15 protein-coding genes are annotated in these 26,127 nt (G+C 54.4%); 2 read left to right on the top strand and 13 right to left on the bottom strand.

The features are described from left to right. Positions 1-137: 137 nt before the first annotated feature. The 7 genes from SCARR_RS03645 to SCARR_RS03675 all read right to left on the bottom strand — a co-directional run bounded on the left by SCARR_RS03645 (position 138) and on the right by SCARR_RS03675 (position 15,158). Positions 138-5,231, bottom strand: a complete 5,094-nt coding sequence (locus tag SCARR_RS03645; RefSeq protein ID WP_136060158.1) for a sulfatase-like hydrolase/transferase — start codon at positions 5,229-5,231, stop codon at positions 138-140. A gap of 264 nt (positions 5,232-5,495) precedes the next feature. Further along, on the bottom strand, positions 5,496-7,484 hold the full coding sequence (locus SCARR_RS03650) for a glycoside hydrolase family 97 protein (RefSeq protein ID WP_136060159.1): 1,989 nt from the start codon (positions 7,482-7,484) through the stop codon (positions 5,496-5,498). Further along, entirely contained in the window at positions 7,484-8,965 is a 1,482-nt protein-coding gene (locus tag SCARR_RS03655) for a sulfatase family protein (protein WP_136060160.1), read from the bottom strand. Before SCARR_RS03655 ends, SCARR_RS03650 begins: the two co-directional genes overlap by 1 nt. 20 nt (positions 8,966-8,985) lie before the next feature. Then, complete coding sequence (locus SCARR_RS03660; RefSeq protein WP_222846166.1) at positions 8,986-10,437, bottom strand: sulfatase family protein; 1,452 nt, start codon at positions 10,435-10,437, stop codon at positions 8,986-8,988. A 19-nt stretch (positions 10,438-10,456) separates the two neighbouring features. Then, complete coding sequence (locus SCARR_RS03665) at positions 10,457-12,025, bottom strand: sialate O-acetylesterase (protein ID WP_168432974.1); 1,569 nt, start codon at positions 12,023-12,025, stop codon at positions 10,457-10,459. Positions 12,026-12,044: 19 nt separating this feature from the next. Further along, positions 12,045-13,637, bottom strand: coding sequence for a sulfatase (locus SCARR_RS03670; protein ID WP_136060163.1), 1,593 nt, complete (start codon positions 13,635-13,637; stop codon positions 12,045-12,047). Between the two features lie 3 nt (positions 13,638-13,640). After that, complete coding sequence (locus SCARR_RS03675) at positions 13,641-15,158, bottom strand: sulfatase family protein (RefSeq protein ID WP_136060164.1); 1,518 nt, start codon at positions 15,156-15,158, stop codon at positions 13,641-13,643. Between the two features lie 339 nt (positions 15,159-15,497). On the opposite strand from SCARR_RS03675, the gene SCARR_RS03680 reads away from it, so the two are divergent. Together SCARR_RS03680 and SCARR_RS03685 are read left to right on the top strand one after the other, a co-directional pair. After that, a complete protein-coding gene (locus tag SCARR_RS03680; protein ID WP_136060165.1) occupies positions 15,498-17,690 on the top strand; it encodes an alpha-galactosidase in 2,193 nt (730 codons plus the stop codon). Positions 17,691-17,873: 183 nt separating this feature from the next. After that, positions 17,874-18,644 (top strand): hypothetical protein, encoded by a 771-nt coding sequence (locus tag SCARR_RS03685; RefSeq protein WP_136060166.1) that lies wholly within the window; start codon positions 17,874-17,876, stop codon positions 18,642-18,644. 93 nt (positions 18,645-18,737) lie between these two features. Here SCARR_RS03685 and SCARR_RS03690 read toward each other — a convergent pair whose 3' ends face one another. The 6 genes from SCARR_RS03690 to SCARR_RS03715 all read right to left on the bottom strand — a co-directional run bounded on the left by SCARR_RS03690 (position 18,738) and on the right by SCARR_RS03715 (position 26,113). Next, positions 18,738-19,625 (bottom strand): IS4 family transposase, encoded by an 888-nt coding sequence (locus SCARR_RS03690; RefSeq protein WP_168432975.1) that lies wholly within the window; start codon positions 19,623-19,625, stop codon positions 18,738-18,740. A gap of 47 nt (positions 19,626-19,672) precedes the next feature. After that, the gene (locus tag SCARR_RS03695) at positions 19,673-20,089 is read right to left on the bottom strand and encodes an alkaline phosphatase family protein (protein ID WP_168432976.1); all 417 of its coding nucleotides are present in this window, start codon (positions 20,087-20,089) and stop codon (positions 19,673-19,675) included. A gap of 303 nt (positions 20,090-20,392) precedes the next feature. After that, entirely contained in the window at positions 20,393-20,965 is a 573-nt protein-coding gene (locus tag SCARR_RS03700) for a PEP-CTERM sorting domain-containing protein (protein ID WP_136060169.1), read from the bottom strand. A 23-nt stretch (positions 20,966-20,988) separates the two neighbouring features. Continuing rightward, positions 20,989-21,759 carry a hypothetical protein gene (locus SCARR_RS03705; RefSeq protein WP_136060170.1) on the bottom strand — a complete coding sequence of 257 codons (771 nt, stop codon included), beginning with the start codon at positions 21,757-21,759 and terminating at the stop codon, positions 20,989-20,991. Between the two features lie 22 nt (positions 21,760-21,781). Further along, positions 21,782-23,401 carry a hypothetical protein gene (locus SCARR_RS03710; protein WP_136060171.1) on the bottom strand — a complete coding sequence of 540 codons (1,620 nt, stop codon included), beginning with the start codon at positions 23,399-23,401 and terminating at the stop codon, positions 21,782-21,784. 42 nt (positions 23,402-23,443) lie between these two features. Then, positions 23,444-26,113, bottom strand: a complete 2,670-nt coding sequence (locus SCARR_RS03715; RefSeq protein WP_222846167.1) for a sulfatase-like hydrolase/transferase — start codon at positions 26,111-26,113, stop codon at positions 23,444-23,446. Positions 26,114-26,127: the final 14 nt, after the last annotated feature.

A 26,127-nucleotide genomic window follows, 5' to 3' on the forward strand; every position in this document is an offset into this window, starting at 1 on the left:
AGTGCACAACACGCAACGGCCCCGATGAGTATTTTTCCAATCTATTTTTCATGCCTCTTTTCTCTTGTACAACTAATCGACGATCCAAAGCCGATGCGGACACCTGACGTCTACTCCCAAAACGAGGTTAGGCGCATTTATTTGATAACAGGCCGAACAAAGAGCCGAGACGGATCCAGCGAGACCCGATTCGTTACGGTATCAAGCTCCCCGGAATTCGTGGACATAACCTGATAACCGGCATTGCTCCATACGCCATCAACCAGATCGTCCGTTGATTCCAGATAGTAGATGAGTGACGTGTCGTTGGTGCGCTTCGCATACACATAGACCAGATTCGTGCCGGACCATCCAAAGATTGGAAGGGTGCCCTTAATCTGGGGATTGGTGGGATTTCCGCCCCATCCATATTCATACAAGTTGTTCACGCCATCCCCATCGAAATCTTCAGTCAGAGCCCCGATATCCTGCCCCCATGATCCGGCCCAAAGGGATCGTAACATAATCGGATTCGTCTCCTCCGGAACTTCATAATAAACGTGTATTGAGGGACGGTCATCTTGAGATGCGGCCTCTTTGGAGTGGTAAGCGCTGGAACAACCGCTCCCGAAAGTATCCTCAATAAGCAGGCTCAACAGTCCGTCGCCGGTGCGTTCCGCTTCCAGTTGCGAGGTGATATCCAACTCGATCCATTCGCCGACACTGGAAACCAATGCTGAATCCAGCGCCAATCCCTGCTCCGGCTTGTTCGTCCAAACGATACCCGATTCTGTCCACGTATCGTCTTCAACAAAATATATATGGTGCCTGGTAGACGGTTTATTGATGCTCTGAACCTTCAATCGCAGTAGAGCCCGGGACACTTCACTACTGATGCCCGATACATCAAACTTCAGGTAGGTGTGATGGTTGTAGCCTGCAACACCGGTTTTAGTAGCCAGAGCCGGGTCGCTGCCAAAGTTTCCGGAGACCGGATCCCCGTCATGCACAGTGGCATCCGCTACCGGCGAGAGGTGATCGGCCGGAAGAGCGACCGGATCAATGTGATGCGCATCAAGCCCGTGAAAAATATAAAAATCATCAAACCAGGCATCCCCGTTGGAACCGGAACCCCCCGGACTCTTCAGCATCAAAGAGACCAAATCATTCGTTCCCTCCCTGTCAAAGAACGCCTTATTTACTGCAATTAGAAACTGATTACTTCCATCCGGCCTGATATAGGCACTGAAGGTGTCGTCCGCATTATCCACAACACACCACACATCGTACCACTTCGCTTCGTCCAGAACCGTGTCGCCTATAAACGTCATATTCGAAGAGCCATCACTCGCAAGGTCCATGGTAAGCTGTGGATCCCCAAAAACCACGACCTGACTCTCGGCGATGATGATGCTGATATCGTTGAGATAAGCCCCCTTGGAATTGTCCGCGACTCCTTCACTATACAGGTTAAAAGCGGTAATTTCTCCATCGAATCCGGGCGCGTAGCTGAGACCGGAAACGACCATCCCGTTCCAGTCGAGATCCCAAGTTGTTTGCCCAAAATTAATCTGAATGTTCTGAACCTTAACTGATGTTGAGTCCCAGTTTCCCGAAGTCATCTGGGCATCTGTTAGCGTTGATACGGCGCCCACGGTCGTGCCGTTCACCAAAAGTGACCCGTCGTTCTGCCAAATAATCCGTATGGCTTCAGCGGAGCTGCCGTCATGAAAAACATACATGAGATTTTTTCCATCACCCTGGCGGGACGTTCCCGTTTCGAAAGTCATGCTGCAACTGCGGTCGTCCGCCGACGCCACATCAACGGGCTGATCGAAGGTCAGTGTTGCGAAAAGGATTTCACCGGTATTTCCGTTGTTTCCATCATCCGCAAGAAAAGCCTGGTCATTCGCACCGCCAGTATCTGCCTGAATGCTGTAAACCGCCCCTCGGTCCAAGTTCAGCATCCAACTTCCGCCAAGCGTTGCAGCGGAAAGCTCAGTGGCTGTTGCGGTCGACAAGGACTCAAAATCGACTGCTATTTCGGATGCGCTCGATGCCGGTTCGGTGATGATGATGCTGATATCGTTGAGATAAGCCCCCTTGGAATTGTCCCCGGCTCCTTCACTATACAAGTTAAACGCAGTGATTTCTCCATCGAATCCGGGCGCGTAGCTGAGGCCGGAAAAAGCCGCGCCGTTCCAATCGAGATCCCAAGAGGTTTGTCCGAATACAAGTTGGATGTGCTGAACCTTATCTGATGTTGAGTCCCAGTTTCCCGAAGTCATCTGGGCATCTGTTAGCGTTGATACGGTGCCCACGGTCGTGCCGTTCACCAACAGTGAGCCGTCGTTCTGCCAAATAATTCGTATGGCTTCAGCGGAGCTGCCGTCATGAAAAACATACATGATATTTTTTCCAACATTCTTGCGGGACGTTCCCGTTTCGAAAGTCATGCTGCAACTGCGGTCGGGCGCTGACACAACATCCATAGAGGTGTCGAAGGCCAATGTTGCGAAAAGGATTTCACCGGCATTCCCGTCGTTTCCATCATCCGCCAGAAAGGCCCGGTCATTCGCACCGCCATTATCTGCCTGAATGCTGTAAACCGCCCCTCGGTCCAAGTTCAGCGTCCAGCTTCCGCCAATCGTTGCAGCGGAAAGCTCGGCCTCTGTCGCCGACGATATTGAATCAAAATCGATTGCTATTTCGGATGCGCTCGATGCCGGTTCGGTGATGATGATGCTGATATCGTTGAGATAAGCCCCCTTGGAATTGTCCCCGGCTCCTTCACTATACAAGTTAAACGCAGTGATTTCTCCATCGAATCCGGGCGCGTAGCTGAGGCCGGAAAAAGCCGCGCCGTTCCAATCGAGATCCCAAGAGGTTTGTCCGAATACAAGTTGGATGTGCTGAACCTTATCTGATGTTGAGTCCCAGTTTCCCGAAGTCATCTGGGCATCTGTTAGCGTTGATACGGTGCCCACGGTCGTGCCGTTCACCAACAGTGAGCCGTCGTTCTGCCAAATAATTCGTATGGCTTCAGCGGAGCTGCCGTCATGAAAAACATACATGATATTTTTTCCAACATTCTTGCGGGACGTTCCCGTTTCGAAAGTCATGCTGCAACTGCGGTCGGGCGCTGACACAACATCCATAGAGGTGTCGAAGGCCAATGTTGCGAAAAGGATTTCACCGGCATTCCCGTCGTTTCCATCATCCGCCAGAAAGGCCCGGTCATTCGCACCGCCATTATCTGCCTGAATGCTGTAAACCGCCCCTCGGTCCAAGTTCAGCGTCCAGCTTCCGCCAATCGTTGCAGCGGAAAGCTCGGCCTCTGTCGCCGACGATATTGAATCAAAATCGATTGCTATTTCTGATGCGCCAGATCCCGGTTCAGTGTCTGAACCCGAAGCCTGCTCAATCAGTGCAGTCCGAACCAGAAGGTTGGATTCCCCCGGCTCTACCGGCATACCGCGCATGCGGAAAAACAGGGTGCTGGTGGTATCGTTGGTGATGCGCAATGCGCTGGCATTCAAGGATACATCAGCATCTGTTCCCTGATTGAAAAACAGCACCTGATTGGAAGGGTCATTCGGTTCCTGACTCACAACAAATTCATCGGCGGAAGTGGTGTTGCCCCCCCAATCACCCTGCCCGCTGATCGCAGCCCCCAAAGAACGCGACTCAAAATCCTCAAGTAAGTTATAGGCGTCTTTCGGCGGGAGCGGAGGCACAGGTGCCGGCAGCGGACCGGGCTCGGGAAGCAGATCCACAAAATCAGCACCGATGGCATGGAACCCGTCAACAGTCTGCGCGCGGAGCTCCACCAGCTTCGTACTGAATTCCGCGGTGAAAGCCAGATTCGTCAATTCCTCCGGATCGGTCTGCAAATCATAGAGTTCTTCCATATGATTGTCGGCCATGTAGCGTGTGTATTTGTATCGGCCGTCGTGTGTCATAATCCAGTACGGGGTTCCCGCCGGAGAATTCTGGTTCCAGTCCAGGTTGCTCCAATCCTCATCAGCCAAACGCTCTTCAATCGCCTCCGAGCCATAGGTGTTTTCCGTGAATATTTGAACCATCGGATCGTCCGACCAGGTCTCATCGTGCTCCGGCTGCACCAGCAGTTGCGAGAAATCGCGTCCATCCATCGGAATAACCGGTTCAACCTCCGCCAAGGTATGAATGGTGCGAACAATATCCGGACCATTGACCGGATGATTGCACCACGCATTGGTAGCGAAACGATCGGGAGCATAGAAAATTAACGGACTACGTAAGGCAGCCTCATACGGGAACCGCTTATCTATCAGACCATGATTCCCCCAAGCATACCCTTGATCGGCACTAAAAATGATAATGGTGTTTTCCAACTGCCCGCTGGCCTGCAGCGCAGCGAAAATCTGGCCTACGCTTTCGTCGATCGCCGCCACCGCTTCGGTATACTGCTTCACCGCCAGATCAAACGGTTGCGTGCCCGTGTATGGAACCCCGTTCTGGTCGCTCCACCGAGTAAACGTATTGATATAATCCGGCTTGCCGGGGCGCGGCCCATAAATATCGGCGGGAACCGGAGTTTGCTCCGCATCGGTAAGTGTTCCGATATGGCGATCCGCCGGCGTATAGGGCCCATGCACGGCACCATAGCAAAGCCACATTAACCAGGGCTTGGTGGCACCTTCCTGCTCTTCAAGGAACTGGAGCGTATAATCCGTGTAGCGGTCGGTGCTGTAGCCGCCCAGTTCAACCGGATCGGCACCGTCGATCATGACGAACTGGTCATAGTAATAGCCGCCGGCCGCCCCGTCAGGAGCACCATGATCCCAGACCACGGACCAATCCCAGGCCGTCCCGTGCTGGTGGGCTTCTGCGCCAGCTCCCCAATGCCACTTACCAATCATTGCCGTCGTATAGCCGGCAGCTCTGAAATCCTGAGGCCAGTAGCGGGTCGTGCCACTCTCCACATGGATCTGCAAGCGGCCCGTCAACATCGACGCGCGCGACGGCACACACCGGGCACCCACATACGCATTTTCAAAACTGACCCCGTTTTCAGCCAGATTGTCGATATTCGGTGTGTTTGCATATGGGTATGACCCCGGATACGCGCTGACCGTCCGGGGACTGTGATCATCCGAAAAGAGATATAGAATATTGGGTCTCTCCGCAGCGGCACTCACCGTCATAACCATCAACGGTATTACGATGACATAACCTAAGAGCTTTTTGATTGTGTTTTTCTTTTTCATATTTAAATCCTAACTGATTGATGAGAGCTCGTCTTTCAGGCGGCTATAAGAAAGTCCAAAAGAGTGATTCTGGTACAAACGGAGAGCATATCGACCCAAAGTAGGCACGCATCACCATCCGAATCTGATGGAGACGTAAAGTTTTATGATTCTTGGACACATCTTTTTTTACGGGGCTAGCTGATTCTATCATGTTCACGAATTGATGGATTAGGCGATAGAACAGTTTCCCTCTGTCTGTGTTTACATAATCTTCATATGCTGCTATTTTTCAATCTCTACTATCATGCAATGCCCACCGCCCGGAGCCAGCCGAGCAGTGATGCGATCGCCTTTCTTCAGCGAAATGTTCCGAACCCGATAGCTTTCCTTGTTCGTCTTGAAATGAGTCTTCTCGGTATCTTCGAAGAGGGTCGCCGTATACGCCGTGCCCTCTTCCAGAAAGTTAAGATCGATCAGCAGCTCGGCACCCGTTTCATCGCAGCAGGAAGCAATGTACCAGGTGCGGCCGGAACGGCGCGCGGTGGTGATGTGTTGACCAATCTCGCCGTTGAGAATTCGGGTTTCATCCCACGTCATCGGAAGCCGGGCGATAAATTCGAACAGATCGGCCTTGCTTTCGTAGGACTCCGGCGTGTCCGGTAGATAGGCCAATCCGGAAAAGGTGATCAGCACACGGGCCGCTTCGGCTACGACCGTGGAATTGATGGGTCTGAAAACCTTCGGACGCTCTTTTTCCAGATCGGTCAGGGTCATAAAGCCATTGCACATGTCCAGCGGCCCGGCCAGCATATTGCAGAACACCGTGGTACAGAAGGTTTCCGGCGTGAACGAGCTCCTGGCATCAGCCTGGGCGTGGCAGAACTCACGGGTCACATAATTCGGATAGGTGCGTTCATCGCCCGAGGGCGGCACGGGCCCATCGTGGAAATCGCAGAGCAACTGGTTTTCCGCACACTGCCGCACAATCTCGCGAGTAGTCAGCACCTTGTCCTGGCCGTTGCGTTTCATGAATCCGTATTTAATGCCCGCCGCGCCCCACTCGTGATAGGTGGCCAGTGTCTTGTCAAAATCATAATTATTGCGGGCGACGTCGTTGATATAGAGAATTACGCCCACGTTGTGCGCCTTGCCATATTGAATAAGGGCGGGCACATCAATGGAATCGTCCCCGTTTTCCGGTGCAGGCTTCGTGCCCATCTTCGGGCTGTTCGGATTCGGCTGATAAACGATGTAGTCACGACTGGTCATCGGATCCGATTTGGCATCGAACTCATGCCCATACCAGTTGGCATCGAGCACGAGGTATTCGATCCCGTGCTTCGATGCAAAATCGATCATACGCCGCCAGGAGGCCATATCCAAATTGTAGACAAAGCCATCGTCGCCCTTTCCACCCCACGCGCGCCAGTCCCACATAGCCAGCCCTGGCTTCACCCACGAACTGTCTTTCAGCACATTGGGCGGGTTCAGGTTAAGCATCACATTTCCTGTGAGCAGGTCGCCGGGAGTCTGCCCCAACAAAACCACGCGCCACGAGGTTTCTGCCGGAAGGGCCAGTTCGCCGCCCTTCTCATTTTTATTGTGGAAGGCAAACTGAAACTCGGTCGGCCCAATCCGCTTCGGTTGGCTGAATGCGTGGTCAAAGATCGCCGCTTCCAAAACCGATGCGTAGCAATCATCAGCCACCCGAACGGTAAGTGGAAACTGGCTCCCCTTATATTCGCTCAACTTAACCGGGCCTATATTGGGGCGCTCGCCGTTGGCACTCCAGCACGTGTAGTCGCCCGTAAATGCAAAACGGGTTTCGTCGGCTTCTAGTTGAACGTTTCCTTCGCCGTGCAGCCGGTAGCGAATCGCCACTCCGGCATCGTAGGCTCGCACAACAATGTCGAGCCGCCGCTTCGCGCCCTGCTTTTCCAAAAGCTTCCACGTAAGTTCGTTGTAATGGTCGCGCACCTCAGAGCAACGGCCCCACACGGGCTTCCAAATACTGTCTGCCGAGGCCGTCTCCGCGCCCAGCACCTCAAAACCGCCTTGCCATGCCTCGCCGAGCAATAGCCCCAACCGGGAGGACTTCAATACCTTATGCCCATTATAATCCAGTTCCCACTGTGGCTGCCCCTTTGCCAGCGACAGCAATACCGAAGCCTTCTTCTCCGGAGATTCCAGCGTAATGGGTTTGGCAAACCCGGTATTCGAAAAGGCCAACCAAATGCTGGCTCCGAATAATACGATTACATGTTTTGGCATTATTTATCCTTTTTGAAAACATCGATCCCGACGTCGTTATGCTGGGACGTTCCGGGGGTGCTGCGGCCATCGGCTACCTGCTTTTTCAGCAGGGTTAGTAGCTGTTCCACCTTTTCGGGGTGCTGGCCTGCAAGGTTCGTGGTTTCTCCAATATCCTTTTCCATATCGTAGAGCTGATATTCCGGCAGACCTTCTTTGCGAGCGGCCGCGTCTTTCGGACCGCTCCATCCGCCGGAACCGGGATGGAGGCACAGCTTCCATTTGCCCTGCCGGATGGAAAACTTTCCATTGATGGAATGGTGCACCACCGCATCGTGAACCGGCTTCGTGTTTTTGCCGAGCAATACAGGAAGAATGCTGACAGAATCCTCGCCCTCGTTAGCGGCCAGTTTTTGTCCGGTTAGTTGGGCACAAGTGGCCAGCATATCGGTATGGCAGACCAACTCCTGATTTGTGGAACCGGCCTTCACCTTGCCCGGCCAACGCACGACAAACGGTACGCGATGCCCGCCATCCCAGCCATCGGACTTGTAGCCGCGCAGGTGCGCACTCGGATAGTGGCCGTATTTTTTGATCAGGTCGGCAGCATGGGCCGGCCCAGCCGAGCAGCCGTTATCGGAGGTAAAAAAGACCAGTGTGTTGTCGGCCATCCCCCTGTCTTCCAAGGCCTGGAGAACGCGACCAACCACATCGTCGGTTTCCATCAGGAAATCGCAATAGTCACCCATGCCGCTTTTACCGATCCAATCCTTGGAAGGGGCAATCGGGGTATGGGGGGAGTTGAGGGCGAGATAGAGAAAAAACGGGTTATCCGTTCCGGCCTGTTCGCCGATATAGTTCACGGCACGGTTGCCGAGAAACTCCAGCACCTCGTTCTTCGGCTTGTCAGCAATCACCCGATCATTCTCAACAAAGGTCTCTATGATCGCCGAATGGTGAAAGCCGATATAATAGTCGAAACCTCGCGTGATCGGACTGTCCTCCACGCGTGTACCGACGGGCATGCCGGCATTCCATTTTTTCTTCTTGCTCCCCTGTACCCTTTCGCCGCCTTCATCGACGAAGTTATAAACCAAGTGCCACTTGCCGATTGCGACCGTGTGGTATCCGGAACGCTTTAACAATGCGGGAACAGTCAGGCGATCCTCAGCGATCATCGGGGTTCCGTTATGATGCACTACGCCGTTCTGCAGACGGGTGCGCCATGCGTAGCGCCCGGTCAGCACACCGTAGCGCGTCGGGGTGCAGACCGACGAGCCAGAGTGGGCATCGGTAAAGACCATGCCTTGCGAAGCCAGCTTGTCCACATGCGGCGTCGGCACCTTGCTCCGATCCGGATTTAAAGCATGTATTTCACCATATCCCAGATCATCGCAAATGATATAGACGATGCTTGGCAGTCCTTCTACAGCAGCATGAACCAGAGAAGCCACAGCCCACAATACAACAGTGAATGCCCTGATTTCTTTTCTCGTATTCATCATAAGCTCATCGATCCGACCTATTCCGAAGGCCGTTCATTGTTTTTCCAGCCCTTACCGTCCAGCTTGGTGCAACGATATTTGGCATCCAATTCCGTCTGCGCCCCTTTGTCGCCCTGCTGCTTCATCCAGGCATCCAGCTTGGCGGCATGTTCTTTCAAGATGCCGCTATTTTCAGGATTCGCGGCCAGATTGTTGCGGCAGTAGGGATCGGCAATGATGTCGTACAGCTCTTCGGCCGGGCGGCGGATATAATTATCAATCAGGGCGCGGGCATTTTTATCCCCGTCGTTGGCGCGCTCCACCCATTCCCCAATATAGCCGGAAGCTTCCTTGCCATCGGCAATCCGACGAGTGGGCCCCACCGTGAATTTGCCTTCCGGCGTTAGGTTACGAATGTAGCGGTAACGCTTCGAAACAACGGATCGCGTTCCATACGGCTCTTTGAATCCGTTCACGCCAACGGTCGTGTGCAGCGAATAGGAATAATCTTTATGGGTCGTCGATTCGCCGATCAACACAGGGAGAAAGGAAAGCCCCTCGACTGCTTTCGGAATAGGAGCCCCTGCGACCTTAAGCAGCGTGGGCACCACGTCGCAGTATTCCACGATCGCATCGCTTTTGCTTCCGGCGGCGATTTTGCCCGGCCACCGCGCCACGAGTCCGCTGGCCACACCGTTTTCATAGGTGGTCCATTTCCCGTAAGGAAACGAACTGCCCTGCTCCGTAGCAACCATGATCAGAGTTTTATCTTTTACGCCATACTTCGAAAGCATCGAAATGCACTCGCCAACCTGCCCGTCGAAATAAGTAATTTCCGCAAGATAGCGCGCATATTCTTCGCGCGTCTTCGGGGTATCGACCAGATTGGCCGGCATCTTGTGTTTTCCATTCCGATACTGGGTGGCATCGCCCCGGTCATAGGGTCCGTGCGGCTCGTTGGACGTAGCGAAAATACAAAACGGCGTTCCCGATTCGGTGCATTCCTTCACGAAGGCATCGAACTCCGGATAACGCACGGGACGACTCAGCTCATCTTCCCCTTCGGGCATGGCGCCGTGTGCGCCGAAGTCGTCGATGTACTCAAACGGGAAGTTTTTTTTCGGGCCGACATGCACCTTGCCGATCAGCGCCACGCGGTACCCCTGCTCCTTCAAGTAGTGTGGAATGCTCTTAACGTCGGAATAAACAAACGTGTGGTTCGGGTAAGCGCCGCTTTTAACCGGATAAACACCGGTGTAAAGATTATTGCGCGTTGGCGAGCACATCGGCGCAGCCTGGTAGCAGCGCGAAAAAGTCATGCCTTCTGCCGCCAGTTTATTGATATGCGGCGTCTTGGCGGGGCCGCCATAGAGTTCCAGATCCCGGAACGTGCAGTCATCCGCCAGAATAAACATCATGTTCGGCTGATTATCTGCAAAGGCCAGACAAGCCCCAAACAACAGACCGAATAGAATCGTCAATTTTTTCATCTTCATTTCCTTTTTGATTTCATGGCCGGATGACCAGCACCTTTCCATCGAGTTTACCCTCGGTTACGCAAGGCCAGTCATCGGTACGGAACGACGAGGCAGGAAGCCCCGCCTGGTTGTATAAATTGCATCCTGCAGGATTGTCGGCCCAGGCATAGCGAACCGCAACCGGCTTATTCACATCCTTGGAATGGACCACAATCCTGTCGCTTTTAATATCGGCGTTGGCCGGATAAAACTTCCGGTCGGCGCCGGCCACCGCAAAGTTGGCCAGCGGCTCATCGGTAGCTTCAACTTCCAAACTGGTCGGGGAAATGCGCCTGCCAACCATTAAACCATCGGCATGGTCGAAGGAGAGATGGACCCTTTTCCCTTTGATCTTCATTTCGCGAAAGAGCGGACTGTTGCATTCAATTTGTTTTCCATAATCTTTTGCCAGAGCAATCCGCGCCAGGCGATCACCGGGCAGCTGTTTGTTTTTCGGGTGTATGTTGCCCTCTTGATCGGAATCAATGATGACGGCCATTTCCAGTAGCGGATCATTTTGCACAGTAAGTAACTGCGCCTCGCGCAATTCAGCATAGATGCTTTCACCACCGGATGGCGCGGTATCTTTTCCAATGTCTGGAAGCTGGACTACATAAAACTTAAAGTCGTCCTGCTCGAATCGTTCGCGCCATTCTTCGATCATGGCCGGGAAGAGCATGCGGTATTGGTGAGCGCGTTCGCGGTTGGCTTCCCCCTGATACCAGACAACGCCTTTGATGGCGAAGGGGAAGAGCGGGTGGAGCATGGTGTTGTAGCAGCAGGCGGGATAAGTCCGCGATTCCGAGGGTTGGATGGTATCGGGATCCTTGACGGATTTATGGATCACTTTTGCACGCACAGCAGGATCCTCCCAGCCAGCCTCCACCTCGCGCCACTTCTTTACCGCCGGGGCGAACAATTCGCTTGCGATCGTTTCATTTGAAACCCAGCACTCGACACTTGAACTGCCCTTTGCGCATTCGATCAAGCCGATCGGAACACCGCTTTCCGTATGAATGCGCTGACCAAAAAGAAAACCGACGGCGGAAAAAGTGGCGGTGGTTTCCGGAGCGGCGACCTTCCAGCTCGCGTCGAACCCTTTGCTGGGCGAAGAAACCATCTGCCGCCCCGGCACTTCCAGCAGGCGCAATGACGGATGCCCAGCAGACTGTAGCAGAGCTTCGGAATCCAGCGTGTTTTTAAGCGTAAACTCCATATTGGACTGCCCACTGCAAAGCCAGACATCGCCCACAAGGACGTCGGAAACCTGAAACTTGAAATCTGAAACTTGAGAGGTGACGATGAGTTTCCAAGGTTTTGAAGATGCGGGCATGGGATTGAGCAGAATCTTCCAATGGTTTGCAGCATCTGCCAAGGCCGTTTTTTTCTGCCCTGCAAATTCAATCGTGATTTTTTCTCCGGGTTCCGCCGTGCCCCAGACCGGCACCGGCTTGCCGCGCTGCAGCACCATGTGGTCGCTGAACACCGAGGCCAACTGAACATCGCCGACCACAACACCGCAAACGGCCATGCAAACCGCCATCAGAATTTGTTTTTTCATGTGTGCCCTTTTCATTGGCCTATTTTTTTCCAGCAGCAATTTTTGCTTCCTGCACTGCGCGTTCTTTCATCGCAAATTCACGTTCGGTTTTTTTGTTTATAATCTTGGTGTGGTCCTTGTACTTTTTGCTCCAGCCCTTGTTTTTGCCTTGGGCGTGCAGTTCGAGCGTGCGGCGACCCTCTGCGCTGTCGGAGCGAATGGGTCGTTCCGCATCGACCCCGTCGAGAAAGGCGTCCAGTTTTTTGGCGAGCTGCTGAACGGTTTCCGGATTCGTGTCGCAAAGATCGATCTGCTCACCGGGATCCTCTTCGAGATTGAAAAGCGCGTAGGCCCCCTCTTCATCATTGTAGTAACGCACCAACTTGAAGCCATCATCGATGATGACCGAGTGCGGGCTGCTGGCGTGCGTGTAGTGCGGATGGTGGAAATAGAGCGGGCGTTCCGGAAGGCAAAGGCCTTCCTTCCCCTTGGTAAATTCGCCCATCAGCGACAGCCCGTCCATATGCTGCTCGGGGTTCGGCGGCAGGCAGGCGGCCTGCAGAAGGGTCGGATAAAGATCTGTTCCGATCACACGCGTGTCATTGATCTGGCCCGGTTCGATGCGGCCCCTCCAGTTTGCAATGAACGGTACGCGATAGGCGCCTTCGTGCGAAAAGCTTTTGCCTCCCATCAAGGGATAGTTGGAGGTAACTTCTTTCCAGGTCAACCCCCCGTTATCGGCGGTAAAAATGACAAGCGTGTTTTCAAGCATTCCCAGTTTTTCAAGTTGATCCATGATCTGCCCGACAGAATCATCCATGCTCTCAACCATCGAAGCATAGTCGCAGTTGTCCTGGTCGGTCTTGATGGTTTTAAGGCGTTCGGCATACTGTTCCGGCAATCCCTTTTTGGGCACGACCGGCCCATGTACCAAATAATGGCACAGGTGGAGGAGGAAGGGCTTCCCGTCCTTCGCTTGTTTCCCCATGAACTCGCAAGCCTGGTCGGTCATGATCTCAGAAAGATAATCGCCGGGCTTGGCCTTCGGCAGGCCCACCATCTGGTCGACATCACTCTGGGTCAGGTAATGCGGATAGAGTCCTCCATCCCTCTTGGGGAAAAAAGCATGCACCTCGTCGTAGCCGCGATCCTGTGGAGCGTAGCCGGACTTACTGCCGCAGTGCCACTTCCCAAGGAAGCAGGTTTTATATCCGGCCTCCTGGAGTTGCTCGGCAAAGACGGTTTCCGTGCTGGGAACCACATGCCGATCCTTCGCTTCTATACAGGTGTTGCCCACGCCCAGCGCCTTGCTTTGCGTCCAGAGAGAATCGTCCGAGCCGCCGCCGGAGATACTGGTGTATTTTGTGCGGGCGGGAAATTTTCCGGTTAGTACCGCACCGCGGGAGGGGGCACAGAGCGGCGCAGCTGCGTAACTGCGGGTGAAGCGGATGCCTTGAGCGGCCAGACGGTCGATGTTCGGAGTTTTGTAAAACGTGCTGCCGGCGCAACCAATATCCTTCCAGCCCAGATCGTCCATGTAGATGAGCACAATATTCGGTTTTTCTGTCGCGGCTTGAATGCCCGAGGCCAGCGCTGCAATAAGCACTGCAGTCATAATCGTAGTTTTCTTCATTGTTTATTTACCTTTGTGTAAATGTTTCTTGTAGAGATCGATTTCAGCATCGTTCCTGAGCGGCTTGCCCGGCGTTGTCCTGCCCCGCGCCACACTGGAGACTAGTTTTTCGGTCATTAGTTGGACACGCTCGGGGTGTATATTCGCTAAATTAGTGGTTTCAGCCACATCGTCTCCCAGATTATAGAGCTGCACCATGGGGTCACCGCGCTGGATGGCCTCGGCATCAGACGGCCCGCCGCCGAACCCCTGCCCGTTGCCCGGAGCAAGAATCAGCTTATAGGGTCCATCGCGCAATGCAAATTCGCCATAGTAGTTGTGCAGAATCAGCGTCTCGCGCGGTGGAGCCGCCTGCGGTTCCTTCAGCAGCGGAAGAAAGCTGATGCTGTCCACCCCGGCTGATGCAGGCATTTCGATGCCCAACACGTCGGCCACCGTGGCCATATAGTCAATCTGACAGACCATCTGATCACAAACGGAACCGGCCGGCACCACACCGGGCCAGCGGACGATAAACGGTACGCGGGTTCCGCCTTCAAAGTTGGAGCCTTTATGGCCGCGCAGCTTACCGCTGGTATAGTGGCCTAACTCCTTGGCCAGCTTTATCGATTTGGATGGCCCGCTCGAGCAGCCGTTATCGCTCGAAAAGAAAACAAGCGTATTCTGATCCAGCCCGCTTTTTTCCAATGCCTGGAGAACCTGCCCGACCGTGTGATCCGTTTCGAGCACGAAGTCGCAGTAGGCCCCCATCCCGCTTTTTCCCTGCCACGCCTTGGAAGGCACGATCGGCGTGTGCGGCGAGGTGAGCCCGAAATAGAGGAAGAATGGGTTTTTGTCGGAAGCACGTTCATCAAAATAATCCGCAGCCTTACCGGCCATCGTCGAAAGCATCGCCTCCGGGTCCCAGCCCGGCACCAACGGCCCGCCGCGTCCGCCGCGCGGATCGGGTTTGCTGTTCTCCGTTGGCATCGCGGTCAGCCGATCGTTTTCAATCCAGGCAAACGGCGGAAAATCCGGCACGTCGGGGCCAAAGTAATAGTCGTAGCCGTGATCGACCGGTCCGCCCCGCACCGGTTCGTCAAAAACATAGCTGCCATCCCGCTTCTGCCAATCCCAGCCTAGGTGCCACTTGCCGATAGCCGCCGTCAGGTATCCCTTCGTTCTGACCAGTTCCGGCATGGTGATGCGCTCCGGATTGAGGAGATTTTCGCCCCAGGGGTTCAACACGCCCTTCTGCAGTTTGCTACGCCAGGAATAACGGCCGGTCAGCATGCTGTAGCGCGAGGGTGTGCAGACCGCCGAGCTGCTGTGCCCATCCGTGAACACCATGCCATCGCGGGCAAGCGAGTCGATGGCGGGCGTTTCCAGCTTGCACCGCTCAGGATTGAGCGCCTTCACTTCGCCATAACCCAGGTCATCTGCATAAATGATCACAATATTGGGCGATTGAGCAGAAACATAGCCTGTTCCCAACAACAGCAAACCCAGCCCGAAACCACACACCACGCGTTTCCTTTTCATGCATTTTCCCCGTTACCGCTTCCCGACCACCCACAAAGCGGGATTATGACATTTAATAAACCCACGCAAGATACCTTAGCCAAAGAGCTCAGGAGCACAATAATAAAACGGTATATTTCATTCTTTTTGGACGGAGTTTCTGCGTAATCTGCATGTGTTGTTCAAAAACAGACAAACCTTATCTAAATAGGCCATACTTATCGCTTTACTCGCAGGATATACTGTTTTATTTGATAGAGCGTCATTAAACGGAGAATCAGAATGAAATCCCTGGTAAAAACACTCGCCCTTTTTGCAGCCTGCTCCCTACAGGCAGCGCCACTCATTCAGAACAAATACATGAAAATTGAACGAGCTGGCGAAAAACTGGTTCTGTCTTCGCTAGTCGATGCGCAGCAGATGACCGCCCAGCTGGACCTTCCCGGATTCATTCAAAGCAGCAAGATTGCGGAATGTAGCGATCAGCTCTGGGGAAAGGGAAAGCAGCTCATGATCAAGCATGGCGACAGCACCACCACCCTCACCCTCTACGATGGCAATCCTTTCGCCCATCTTGAAACCCGGGTTTCCAACCATGGGGAGGAAATGCTCAATCTAAAAAAACTGATTATCGCGAAGATGGATTTCGACTTCGACGTGAAGGAATCCCAATTAAACACCCTCGGAACCGGTGGACTTCGGACAGCAAGCAGCCCCAAGGGAAGCTATGCCTACTCCGTACTGGCCGATCCCGAATCGCGCAACGGCGTGATTTGCAGCTGGCTGACCCAGCTCCGCGGTGTCGGCCTAATGCTGCCCACGTTCAAGGAAGGCAAACACCAGCTTGAAACGCAGCTCGATTTCGGGCTGATGCGCGTGCAACCCGACCAAACCCGCGAGACCGACATCCTGCTCATCGGATTTTTCGACGATGCCCGCCTCGGCCTTGAGCAGTATGCCGACGACATCGCCAAGGTTTACGACATCAACCTGCCGCCCAAACCCAACGTTTACTGCACCTGGTACCACCGCAAACAAACCGGCTCCGGCGCCTCGACCGAAAGTATGATCGCCGGAAACGCCGTCTTCGCACAAAAATACCTGAAACCGTTCGGCCTGGACGTCCTTCAAATCGACGACAATTGGCAGGCGCCCGAGAACAACCCCGGGAAACAGAATAAGGGACCGATAAAAACCTTCATCTCCACCACCAAGCATTTCCCGAGCGGCATGGCCAAAACCGCCGATGCAATCGAAAAGGAAGGATTCGTCCCCGGCATCTGGTTTATGCCGTTTGCCGGAGACCTGAACAATCCCACCTTTGATCCGGCCATTTTTGCCATCGACAAAGCCACCGGCGGCCCCTTTGAGGACAACCGCTGGTCGGGAACCACCATCGATGCCTCCAGCCCCCTGGGCGAAGCCTTCCTGCGCAAACGCTTTAAACGCATCTACGACTGGGGCTATCGCTACATCAAGGTCGACGGCCTGCACATCGGCTCCCCGAGCCACAACCTCTACGTCAACCGCTCCTACGACGGAAAGGTGTTCGGCAATGCGGAAATCCACGACAAAAGCATGACCTTTGTCGAAGCCTACCGCAAAGGGCTCGACATCATGCGCGAAGAATTCCCGGACACCACCATCCTCGGCTGCGCCGCCACCCAGAACATGGTTTCCTTCGCCCCCGTGTTCGGACTGGTCGACGCCATGCGCGTCGGCCCCGACAACGGAGGCGCATCCAAAGGCGATTGGAAACAAACCATCGCCGGCGCCGACTACGCCGGCAACCTCTGGTTCCTTAACAACCGCGTTTGGTACAACGACCCCGACCCGATCTACGTGCGCAAATCCAACCCCCTCCACAAAGCCCGCTGGATGGCCTCCTGGGTGGCGGTCAGCGGGGCTCTGAACACCACAAGCGTGCAGTATTCCCTACTCTCCCCCGAACGGTTCGACATCATCAAGCGCACGCTTCCCGCACATAACCTCGATGTGCGCCCGATCGACATCCTCGAAAACAGCAAGCCGCAGATCTGGAAGGTTGAAAACGACCGCATGGTCGTTATCGCCCTGTTCAACTGGGAAGAGGAGAAAGAGACCGCCATCAACTATCCTCTCGAACGCATGGGCCTCGACCCGAACAAAGGCTACGAAGCGTTCGACTTCTGGGCCAACCGCTATCTCGGCACCGTCAAGGGCAAACTGAACACCACACTGAAAGGTGCGCACTGCCAGGTACTCGCGCTACGCAAAACAAAGGATCACCCGCAGTTGCTCAGCACCTCGCGCCACATCACCCAGGGGCTAATCGACGTGGTCTCCGAAGAGTGGAATCCGCGCAAAAAAGAACTGCGCGGAACCAGCAATGTCGTCGCCAACGACCCCTATGAGCTGCGTATCGTCTGCCCCGATGGTTTCCAAGCAATGGAGCTTAAAACAAGCGATAAAACAGCAATTCTATCAGCCGTGGAACAAGCAGACGAGCTTGCCCGCGCAACACTCACTCCCTCGATCACGGGCAGCATAAACTGGATATTAAAATTCCAATGAAATTATCTTAGATAAGATGTCCAGCTACGCTGTATATCAAATATAGGGCCCAAAAGGAATATGGAGGGTGCTCTGCCAGCAATTCTAATTATGGATTGAAGCGACAGCAACAGGCGGGTCGGCCGCATTTTTTTTCATTTAGGGGCTGCTTGGCCGGCTTTTTTCTGCGTTTATTGCTTCCGTATGGAAGGCTTTGACCAAATTATCGACGAACTCCGCCACACGTTGGCCCTGCTCCCCGACAAGCGGACGGGAAGCAACACGCAGTATTCGATGCAGGACGCCGGGCTGGTGGCCTTCTCGGTATTCTTCATGCAAAACTCGTCGTTCCTGGCCGCCCAGCGCGCCATGCAGGAAAGCAAGGGGCGCAGCAATGCGGGCACGCTTTTTAAAACCGGCGCCATCCCGACCGACAATCATGTTCGCAGCCTGCTCGACCCGGTCGAGCCGAAGGCGCTCTTCCCGGTCTATGACCGCATTCACGCCGCGATGCGCGCGCAGGGCGTCCTCGACGGGTTCCGTTGCGTCGGTGGCACCCAGCTCATCGCCCTCGACGGCACCTGGCACCACTCTTCAAGCAAGGTTCATTGCAAGAACTGCTCGACCCGCCAGCACAAGAACGGCTCGATCACATACCACCACAGCGCCATCACCCCCGTCGTCGTCGCGCCCGGGCGCAGCCAAGCCATCGCGCTGCGCCCCGAGTTCATCGTCCCGCAAGACGGGGCCGGGAAGCAGGACTGCGAGACCAACGCCGCCAAGCGCTGGCTCGCGGCCAACGGCGCGTTCTGCCACACCGGCAACGACACCCTGCTCGGCGACGACCTCTATTCGCGCCAGCCCTTCTGCCGCAAGGTAACTACCACTTCATCTTCGTCTGCAAGCCCGACTCGCACAAGCACCTCTACGAATGGGTGGACGAGCTCGAGCCCGGCGCAGGCCTGCACACGCTAACGCGCCGCGCCAAGAACAAGGGCAAATGGGAAACCCACACCGTTCGCTACGCAAACGACGTCCCGCTCGTCGACGGCCTGGACGCGCTTGCGGTCAACGGTAGAGTTCGGCAACCGTCCACGCGCTCCACTCCAGATGGTTGGTGATGAAGGCGATCTCGACCTCCTTGCCGTTGACCTCGACGAGCGCCACGACCCTGCGCAACTCGCACGGGTAGGCCTTCCTCGATGCTTCGACCACCATCTCGATGACCTCGTTGCGCAGAATGCGCTTGTGCCCGGTGGTTTCGAGGGTGCGCACCACCTTGTACTGCATGTTGTCCTTCGCCCGGCCAACCCACCAGACGCCGCGCTCCGTCAGCCCGAAGAGATGCTTGAACTTGTTGTACGCCTTGTCGAACACGGCGATTTCGCCGGGCTTGAGGTCGGCGCACAGGCTTTGGGTCATCGTGCTGTCGTGGTGTTTCGCCGTGTCGATGATAGCGCACCGGGGCAGGAAGCTTTGCAGGTCGAGGCGCAGGTGGCACTTGGCCGCCGCCTTGCGGCGGCGGTGCTTCGCCCACTCCATGGAGTTGGCGACCAGCTGGATCGTGGTCGAGTCCAGCACATGGATCGTCTTGCTGAAGCGCCGGAGGTATCCGCGCCGAACCTTGCCCTTCGCGAAGCCCGGAACCGTATCCATCAGATGTTTCATCATGTTCCAGTAAAGTTCTTCGGCCATGTCCGCGCTACGGATCTTGTTCGCATGGCTGAGGTTGTTGCGCGAAGGCGGAACCGCTCCGCGTATGGTGGAGAGCGCCGCCGCGTTCATCTGGAGCGCGTCGCACACATCGTTGAGTCCGAGCGCATGGGCGAAGTGGGCGTAGAGCAGCGAAACCACATGGCTCCACGGCGTGTACGTCCGGCTCTGGATATCCACGCCATGCTTCTTCGCAAGGTTAGATACCATGTGCCCGGGAATCAGATTGCACAATTGTTTCAAGGTTGTATACCTATGTCCGGCTGGCTTGTGTTTTTGTCTCTGTTTTTTCATACCCTCCGAGTGGAGGATTTAGAGCTCACAAGCCAGCCTTTTTGTTTACGAGCTGTGGGATGACAATGTTTATGGTTATAGAGTTTAAAGTCTCCATTCTGAATGGAGCATTCCACATACTTCGTCTCTGCCGCTTCTCCGTTTTTCCAACGGGCGCGGTGGCCGACGAACAAGCGGTTATTCCAGCCAGCATCCGCTGCGCCGGATAAAACCGGTAGCATATTGCGCCCATCCCAAGCCTGCTGCCCTGGTGCGGAGATCGAGCGGCCTGCAAGCGAGGCAAAAGTCATAAACCAATCGATGTGCCCACAAAGCTCTTCGCGATCCACATTTTCCGGCAGGTGGCCAGGCCAAGAAACGAGACACGGCACCCACAGACCACCTTCGGTCGCCTTTCCTTTGCCACCTTTCAAGCGAGTTCCGTGCACGGTCTGTCCGCCCCGGCCATTACATCCGCAACTTCAGGCAGGTGCTGCTCTGTCGGCAGAAAAGGCTCGATGAAAAGGAAACCGCCTTCGCCGTGAAGATCAGCGAAAGGCTCGTGCTCGAATACCGCTCATCGACAAGTTCGCCGAGGAGAACGTCGTACTCGAAAGCATCTTACAATATGTCGGGAAGGAATTATAACCAATGAACTTCAACGGGAGGACATCCAGCCCTTGCAGGACACCTGCCCTTATTTCGAATTCCTGATGCTGCTTTCCCTTGAAACGCCTTTACCGTTTTCTGCGCAGGAGCCATGAACCCATGCCGCCAAGGCCAAAAAGGGAAAGGGTGGCTGGCTCGGGAACGGCCTGGACATCGTTCCAAACAATGCCGCTGTAACTCCCGCTAAAATCATAGCAAAGTATTTCGTTGCCGGTTTCCGGGGCCTGGGTTTTTTTATCCATCACGATAAACTGGTTGCCGGCTGAAATTCCTCCTACGGGCACATCGAACAAAACAGTGAAGTAATGGCTGCTATCTTCCAGATCCTCGTCCTGTTCAAAAAAGAGCCAGTTTCGGTCTGAAAAAATGGTTGTTTCCGCAACCTTCATATCCCCATAGCTGGTTGAAAAGTTGTCGTACAAAGCCATGTCCTGGTACCATGTTCCGGAAGAGCGGGCGGAGCTGGCTTTATAAAGCACGGCCATATGCCCGCTCTCAGCCGATTTTCCGGATACACTAAAGAGGTCGAATCCCGGATCGGTGTCCCCTAGATCGCCATCGCTGTACCAAGAGTATATCGTGGCATTCGCAACCGAGGCGGCCACGGCCAGCACACTTAATATTAAGAATGTTTTTTTCATTCGGATCACCTTGTCCTCTCCGGTTAGGGAAGCGTTCTGACGCGGTAGAACATGGCACTGTTGGTTGGAGCCGAGTTGGTGGAATAGTTCCCATAGACCGAGGTCAAGGCATTGTTGGTCAGCAGAATGCTCCACGTCGGTGCATTCGTCCCAAGGTTATCCGTGCATTCCAGATACCGGGTCTTGTCGAACCCGCCATGCCATGCCAGGCTCACATCATTGGTGCCGAATGAAAAATCGGTGACTGCTGCCACGCCATGCCCATTGGTCGCATTCACGACATCCTGCCAGGCAATACCATTGCACTTGGATTTTTCGAAAACTTCATAGTTTACATTCCCGCCAGTTTTCGCCTGGTAGGTCTGTCTATCAAGGACAATATATTTGGTGCTGCTGCCGGCCGCGATGTCTGCAATATAACTTCTGCTGAACACCACGGTATAATAGCTGTCGCCGGGATTCAGAAATATTGGAGAGTAAAAATAGGTAACTCCTACCTTTTCACAATTGAAAACAAAATGCAGTTGATCCCCCGTACCGGCTCCAATGGTGAGGTCCTTATTAACAACAATATCATTGTGCCAGGTGGTTGTATTATCGCGGGCTTCGGTTGCCCGGTATACCGCGAGTACCGCATTGGCGGGTGCTGCCCTTCCGGTCAGATTTTCCAGCGTATAGGGATCATCGAGACGCCCAAGATCATCAATACTGTACCAGTCATGCTCAACCAGCTGTGCGGAAACCACCGTCGCCAGCGCAAAAAGCGCACACACTATGCTCAATATTTTTTTCATTCTCTTTTTCTCCTGTTGGTTTTTATTCGGTTCGCAGCCGGTAGAACAATGCGTTGTTGGTTGGCATTGCATAGCTGAAGTTCGTCGTATTCAGAGGAGCGGTGTACAGCACCTTCCACGTCTCGCCGGTGTCTTCGAGGCTGGTTATGTATTCCACCACCTGCGTGGCCCCCGCGCCGCCCTGCCACTCGAGGTGTACGTCGCCGCCGCTTATCGCAATATCGGTAATCTCCAGAGGGATTTCCGCTTCAGTCAGAGAGATGTCATCCAGATTCCAGCTGGTGAAATAATCAATGTTGATCCCTGCTTCAACCTTCATCTTGACCATAGAAGTCCCTGCCGGAATAGTGATCTGTACCGTTGAAAACCCATCCGCCAGTTCCCCTTCACTGGTCGGCTGGAAGCTCATCGGTGATCCAGCCGTAGTGGAGGCCACGCCGGTTGCGTTGTATCCCCATGTTACACCGTCGGCAGAACCGAATCCCTCAATCGTAATATCCGGCGTTGCCGAATATCCCGCACCATCCAACGCGACATAGAACTTGATTTGATCCCCGTTCAGCAAACCGATGAATTCTTCATCAAGCGATATGGCTGAAAGATGCGCAGTCAAGGTCAAGGCTCCGGTCAGGTTGGAAACGGATATCTCATCCAGCTCCAGCAGCGCGGTGTCGGCAGTCGGCTCATTCGCTGACTGCCAGGAGGCCAGATGAGACCTTACGGTTTGTGATTCGGGAGTCGCTTCGGCACCGGGGTCGATCCCTCCAAGGTCCGCTCCCTGAAGGATGGCCCAGGTATCCTCCTGCGACCAGCTGGAGGGCGTGTTTGTTTCGAATCCCTGGAACCAGGGCGCCGTGCTTATTTCCTGACGAATAATCTCTACAATCTTCTTCGAGGCCGTCCCGGTTGAGTTTGTGCCGGATACCGCGATTGTGTTGACGCCCTCATCCAGCGGCACACTTGTGATCGTCCAGCTCGCAGCCGCTGGAATCGTTCCGAAAGCACCGTTCCAAGCATTGGACCAAACCAGGTTGCCCACCACATTGGCATTGGCCGTGCCTGAAATATCGTAGGTTGGAACTGCAGGTAATACTTTGGCATCCGGAGTAGTGATGATCACCTCAGGCGGATTATCTGACGGAACGGCCAGAACGGTATTCCACTGAATGCCGGCGTTCTGGTTTTCTGAATACACCTCATAATCCGTTCCCGTTGCAAGGAACGTAACTTTTTCGATGATGATGTATTCTGAACCGGCAACAACACTTCCTGTCGGAACATCAAAGATAACCGTATAGTAATTGCTGCCGTCATCCAGTGATACGGTCTCATCAAAATAGACCCAACCGGAATCATCGATAAGAGTACTCTGATAGACTTTCATGTCGCCCGCAAAGGGAGCGCTCACCGAAAAATCATCGTAGATAACCAGATCCTTGTACCATGTGCCGGAAGGTCGAGCTTCGGTTGCTTTGAAGATCGCTACCATACGGCCGCCGACAGCGCCCTTGCCCGCCTCTGTATTGAGGTCATAGCCCGGGTCGCTGGATCCCAGATCGGCGTCGGAAAACCAGAAATAGGATCCCGCTGATGCAACGGTCGCTATAGCCAGCGCAAACAGAATCGTTAGTGTCTTTTTCATTTCGTTCCCCATACCGTTTTGATTTGGATTTCTGCCTCTGATTTAAGGAAGCGAGAAGACCTGGTCGTAGAGTGGCAGGCTCCGGTCGTCCCACATTTGCTCCTGTTCGATGCCATCGAACCACAGTGGCCGGATATGGCTTTGGCTCCAGATTTCCGCCTCGGAAACCAAACTGCTGAGGATCGTTGGATACGTGGCGCTTAAATCGTTGCTCTCATAAATATCATTCTCGATATTGAAGAGTCTCCAAGTGACGGGAGCGCCGAAAGAAGTCCACCTAACGGCTTTCCATTGATCTTGCCGAATGCCCACACTGTGTTCTCCCGTTGTTCCATACCCCGGATTATGTCGCAGGGTGTAGATCGGGTTGCCCACGCGCCCGCTGTTGCCGGCGAGGATCGCATCCCAGACATCGACTCCATCGATTTCCTTGCCTGCGGGAATCTCTGCCATGCCAAGGCGGGCGAATGTCGGATAAAAATCAATCGCGGATACCGGATGGTCATAGATGGCGCCGGCTTGGATCACGTCGGGCCAATGCATGAAGAAGGGAACGCGGAATCCGCCCTCCACCGTATCGCCCTTTCTTCCCCTCAACGGGGTATTTCTGGCGCCCTGGTCGGTTCTTCCCCCGTTGTCACTGAGGAAAATAATCAGGGTGTTGTCGAATTGGCCGTTGGCTTTCAGGGCATCCACAAGGTCACCCACCCCGCGGTCCATCGCATAGACCATGCCCGCATAGGTTTTGCGTTGGTAATCAGTGATATCCGGGAACATGGCCATGTCCTCCGTTTTCGCCTCAAGTGGCGTGTGGGGCGCATTGTACGACATGAACAGGAAGAACGGCTGCTCCCGCTCTACAGCCTCATCAAGAAAGCGGACTCCATAATCGGTCAGCACATCGGTCAAATAGTTCGTCGCCGTCAGGGTTGTGTCGTCAATCCCGTTATGTTCAGGATACGACTTATAATCCGTGGCATTCCCATAGGGGCCAAAGTAGTTATGACCGCCGCCGAGGAACCCGTAGAAATCGTCGAATCCACGAACATTGGGGTGGTGTTCCGGCTGCTGCCCCATGTGCCATTTGCCCATGATGCCCGTGAAATATCCGGTATCCTGCAGCACAGTGCTGATCATGGTTTCGCTGACGGGAATTCCCTGGTCGGTGTAGTCGCCCCCATTAAAGTTCGGCAAATTGAACGGCCCGCCATACTCATGCGGGTAGCGGCCGGAGAAAAGCCCCATACGGCTGGGGCCGCAGAACGGATGCACCACATACGCCGAGGTGAACACCGTGCCGTTTGCCGCCAGATTGTCCAGCTGAGGCGTCACGATATCAGGGGTTCGCCCCTGAGCGTAAACATTGAAGCTCACGTCGGCATACCCAAGGTCATCCGCCATAATAACGAGGATATTGGGCCGGGATGTAAAAAGCCGGTTTCTTGCAAATAACTGATCCCGGGTCGATGCGCAGATCGTGCGCACCACATGGTTGTAGCCTGGAATAGTTGAAGGGGAACTGTTCGAGCAAACCCATGCCGTATTCCATTCGCCGTTTGCCAGATTGTCGGTCCACTCGGCCGTATAGGAAATGCCCGGATTGGTATGTGTTGTCTCCAGGCTGTTAAAATGAGCTGCGCCGAGTTGGTTGTATTCAACATAGGGTTGAATCCCCTTATCGGCCGGGTTGGTTGGATCGCCGCCATGGGCAAATTCATATATATCAAGTACGCCGTCATCATCGGTGTCGATAAATTTGCGGCCAGCCAGGCTGTATGCTTCAATGAATTCCCCCCAGCCATCGAGGACGACCGGAATAGGTTCCACGTAAAGTTGCAAGGTCGCCGCATCGGAACCTCCCAGAGCGGTAACCAGTACCGTGAAGGTGTTGGTTCCCGCGTCTGCCGCACCCGGAGTGCCGGAAAGCGTTCCATTGGTTGCAACCTGAAGCCACTCGGGACCGAATACTTTTGCGAAGGTTATCGGATCGGTTTCCGGGTCGGAAGCGTCACCGGCCAGCGATTGGCCGGTATAGGAAGCGCCCTCGGCGGCATCGGGCTTGGCGATCGGATCAACACTGAAACCTGGAGGATTGTTTCCGCCAATGGAATCCACGGTCAATTCCAGCACATCAAGGCGGGGTTTCGGAGAAGAAGTCGGGGCCTCCATTCGCATTCCCAGATATATAATCCTGCCCACATCGGCTGAAGTAGTCGAATAGAACGAGGTTGACGGATGGTCGATCCAGGTGCCGTCAATATTGAATGAAATATGGCCCACTTCCGTTAAGTTGGATGTCGTCAAATCGTCATTCATAGGGGCCGAAATAGTAAACAGGCTGATCCGTGCTGTTTCATCACCGCTATAACCGCCGCCCCAATCGTGCAGGGACAAAGAAACGCTGAACGTTTCGCCGGTTGAGACCACCATATAACCGGCAGCATTGATGGCCTGATTAAGGGTCGGAAGCGAACCTCGCGAGTCCGGTTGGGGGCTTCCGCCCGTGCCGGTATCGGTTGTAAATCCGAGAGATTCAACCCCGCTTGCGTTGTACCAATAGGGCGTCTCCGCAAAGGTTTGTTCGCCCGACGCGGCAGGTTCGGTTGCTTCGAAATCGCCGTTTCCGGTTGATCCCGCAATAACGACCGCGGCATCCGACGATGCTGTGGCAACACACAAGAGCCCCACCATGACCAACGCATGTTTTTTCATAGTATTTCCCGTCA

The sequence above is a fragment of the Pontiella sulfatireligans genome (assembly GCF_900890705.1).
GTDB classification, from domain to species: Bacteria; Verrucomicrobiota; Kiritimatiellia; order Kiritimatiellales; family Pontiellaceae; genus Pontiella; species Pontiella sulfatireligans.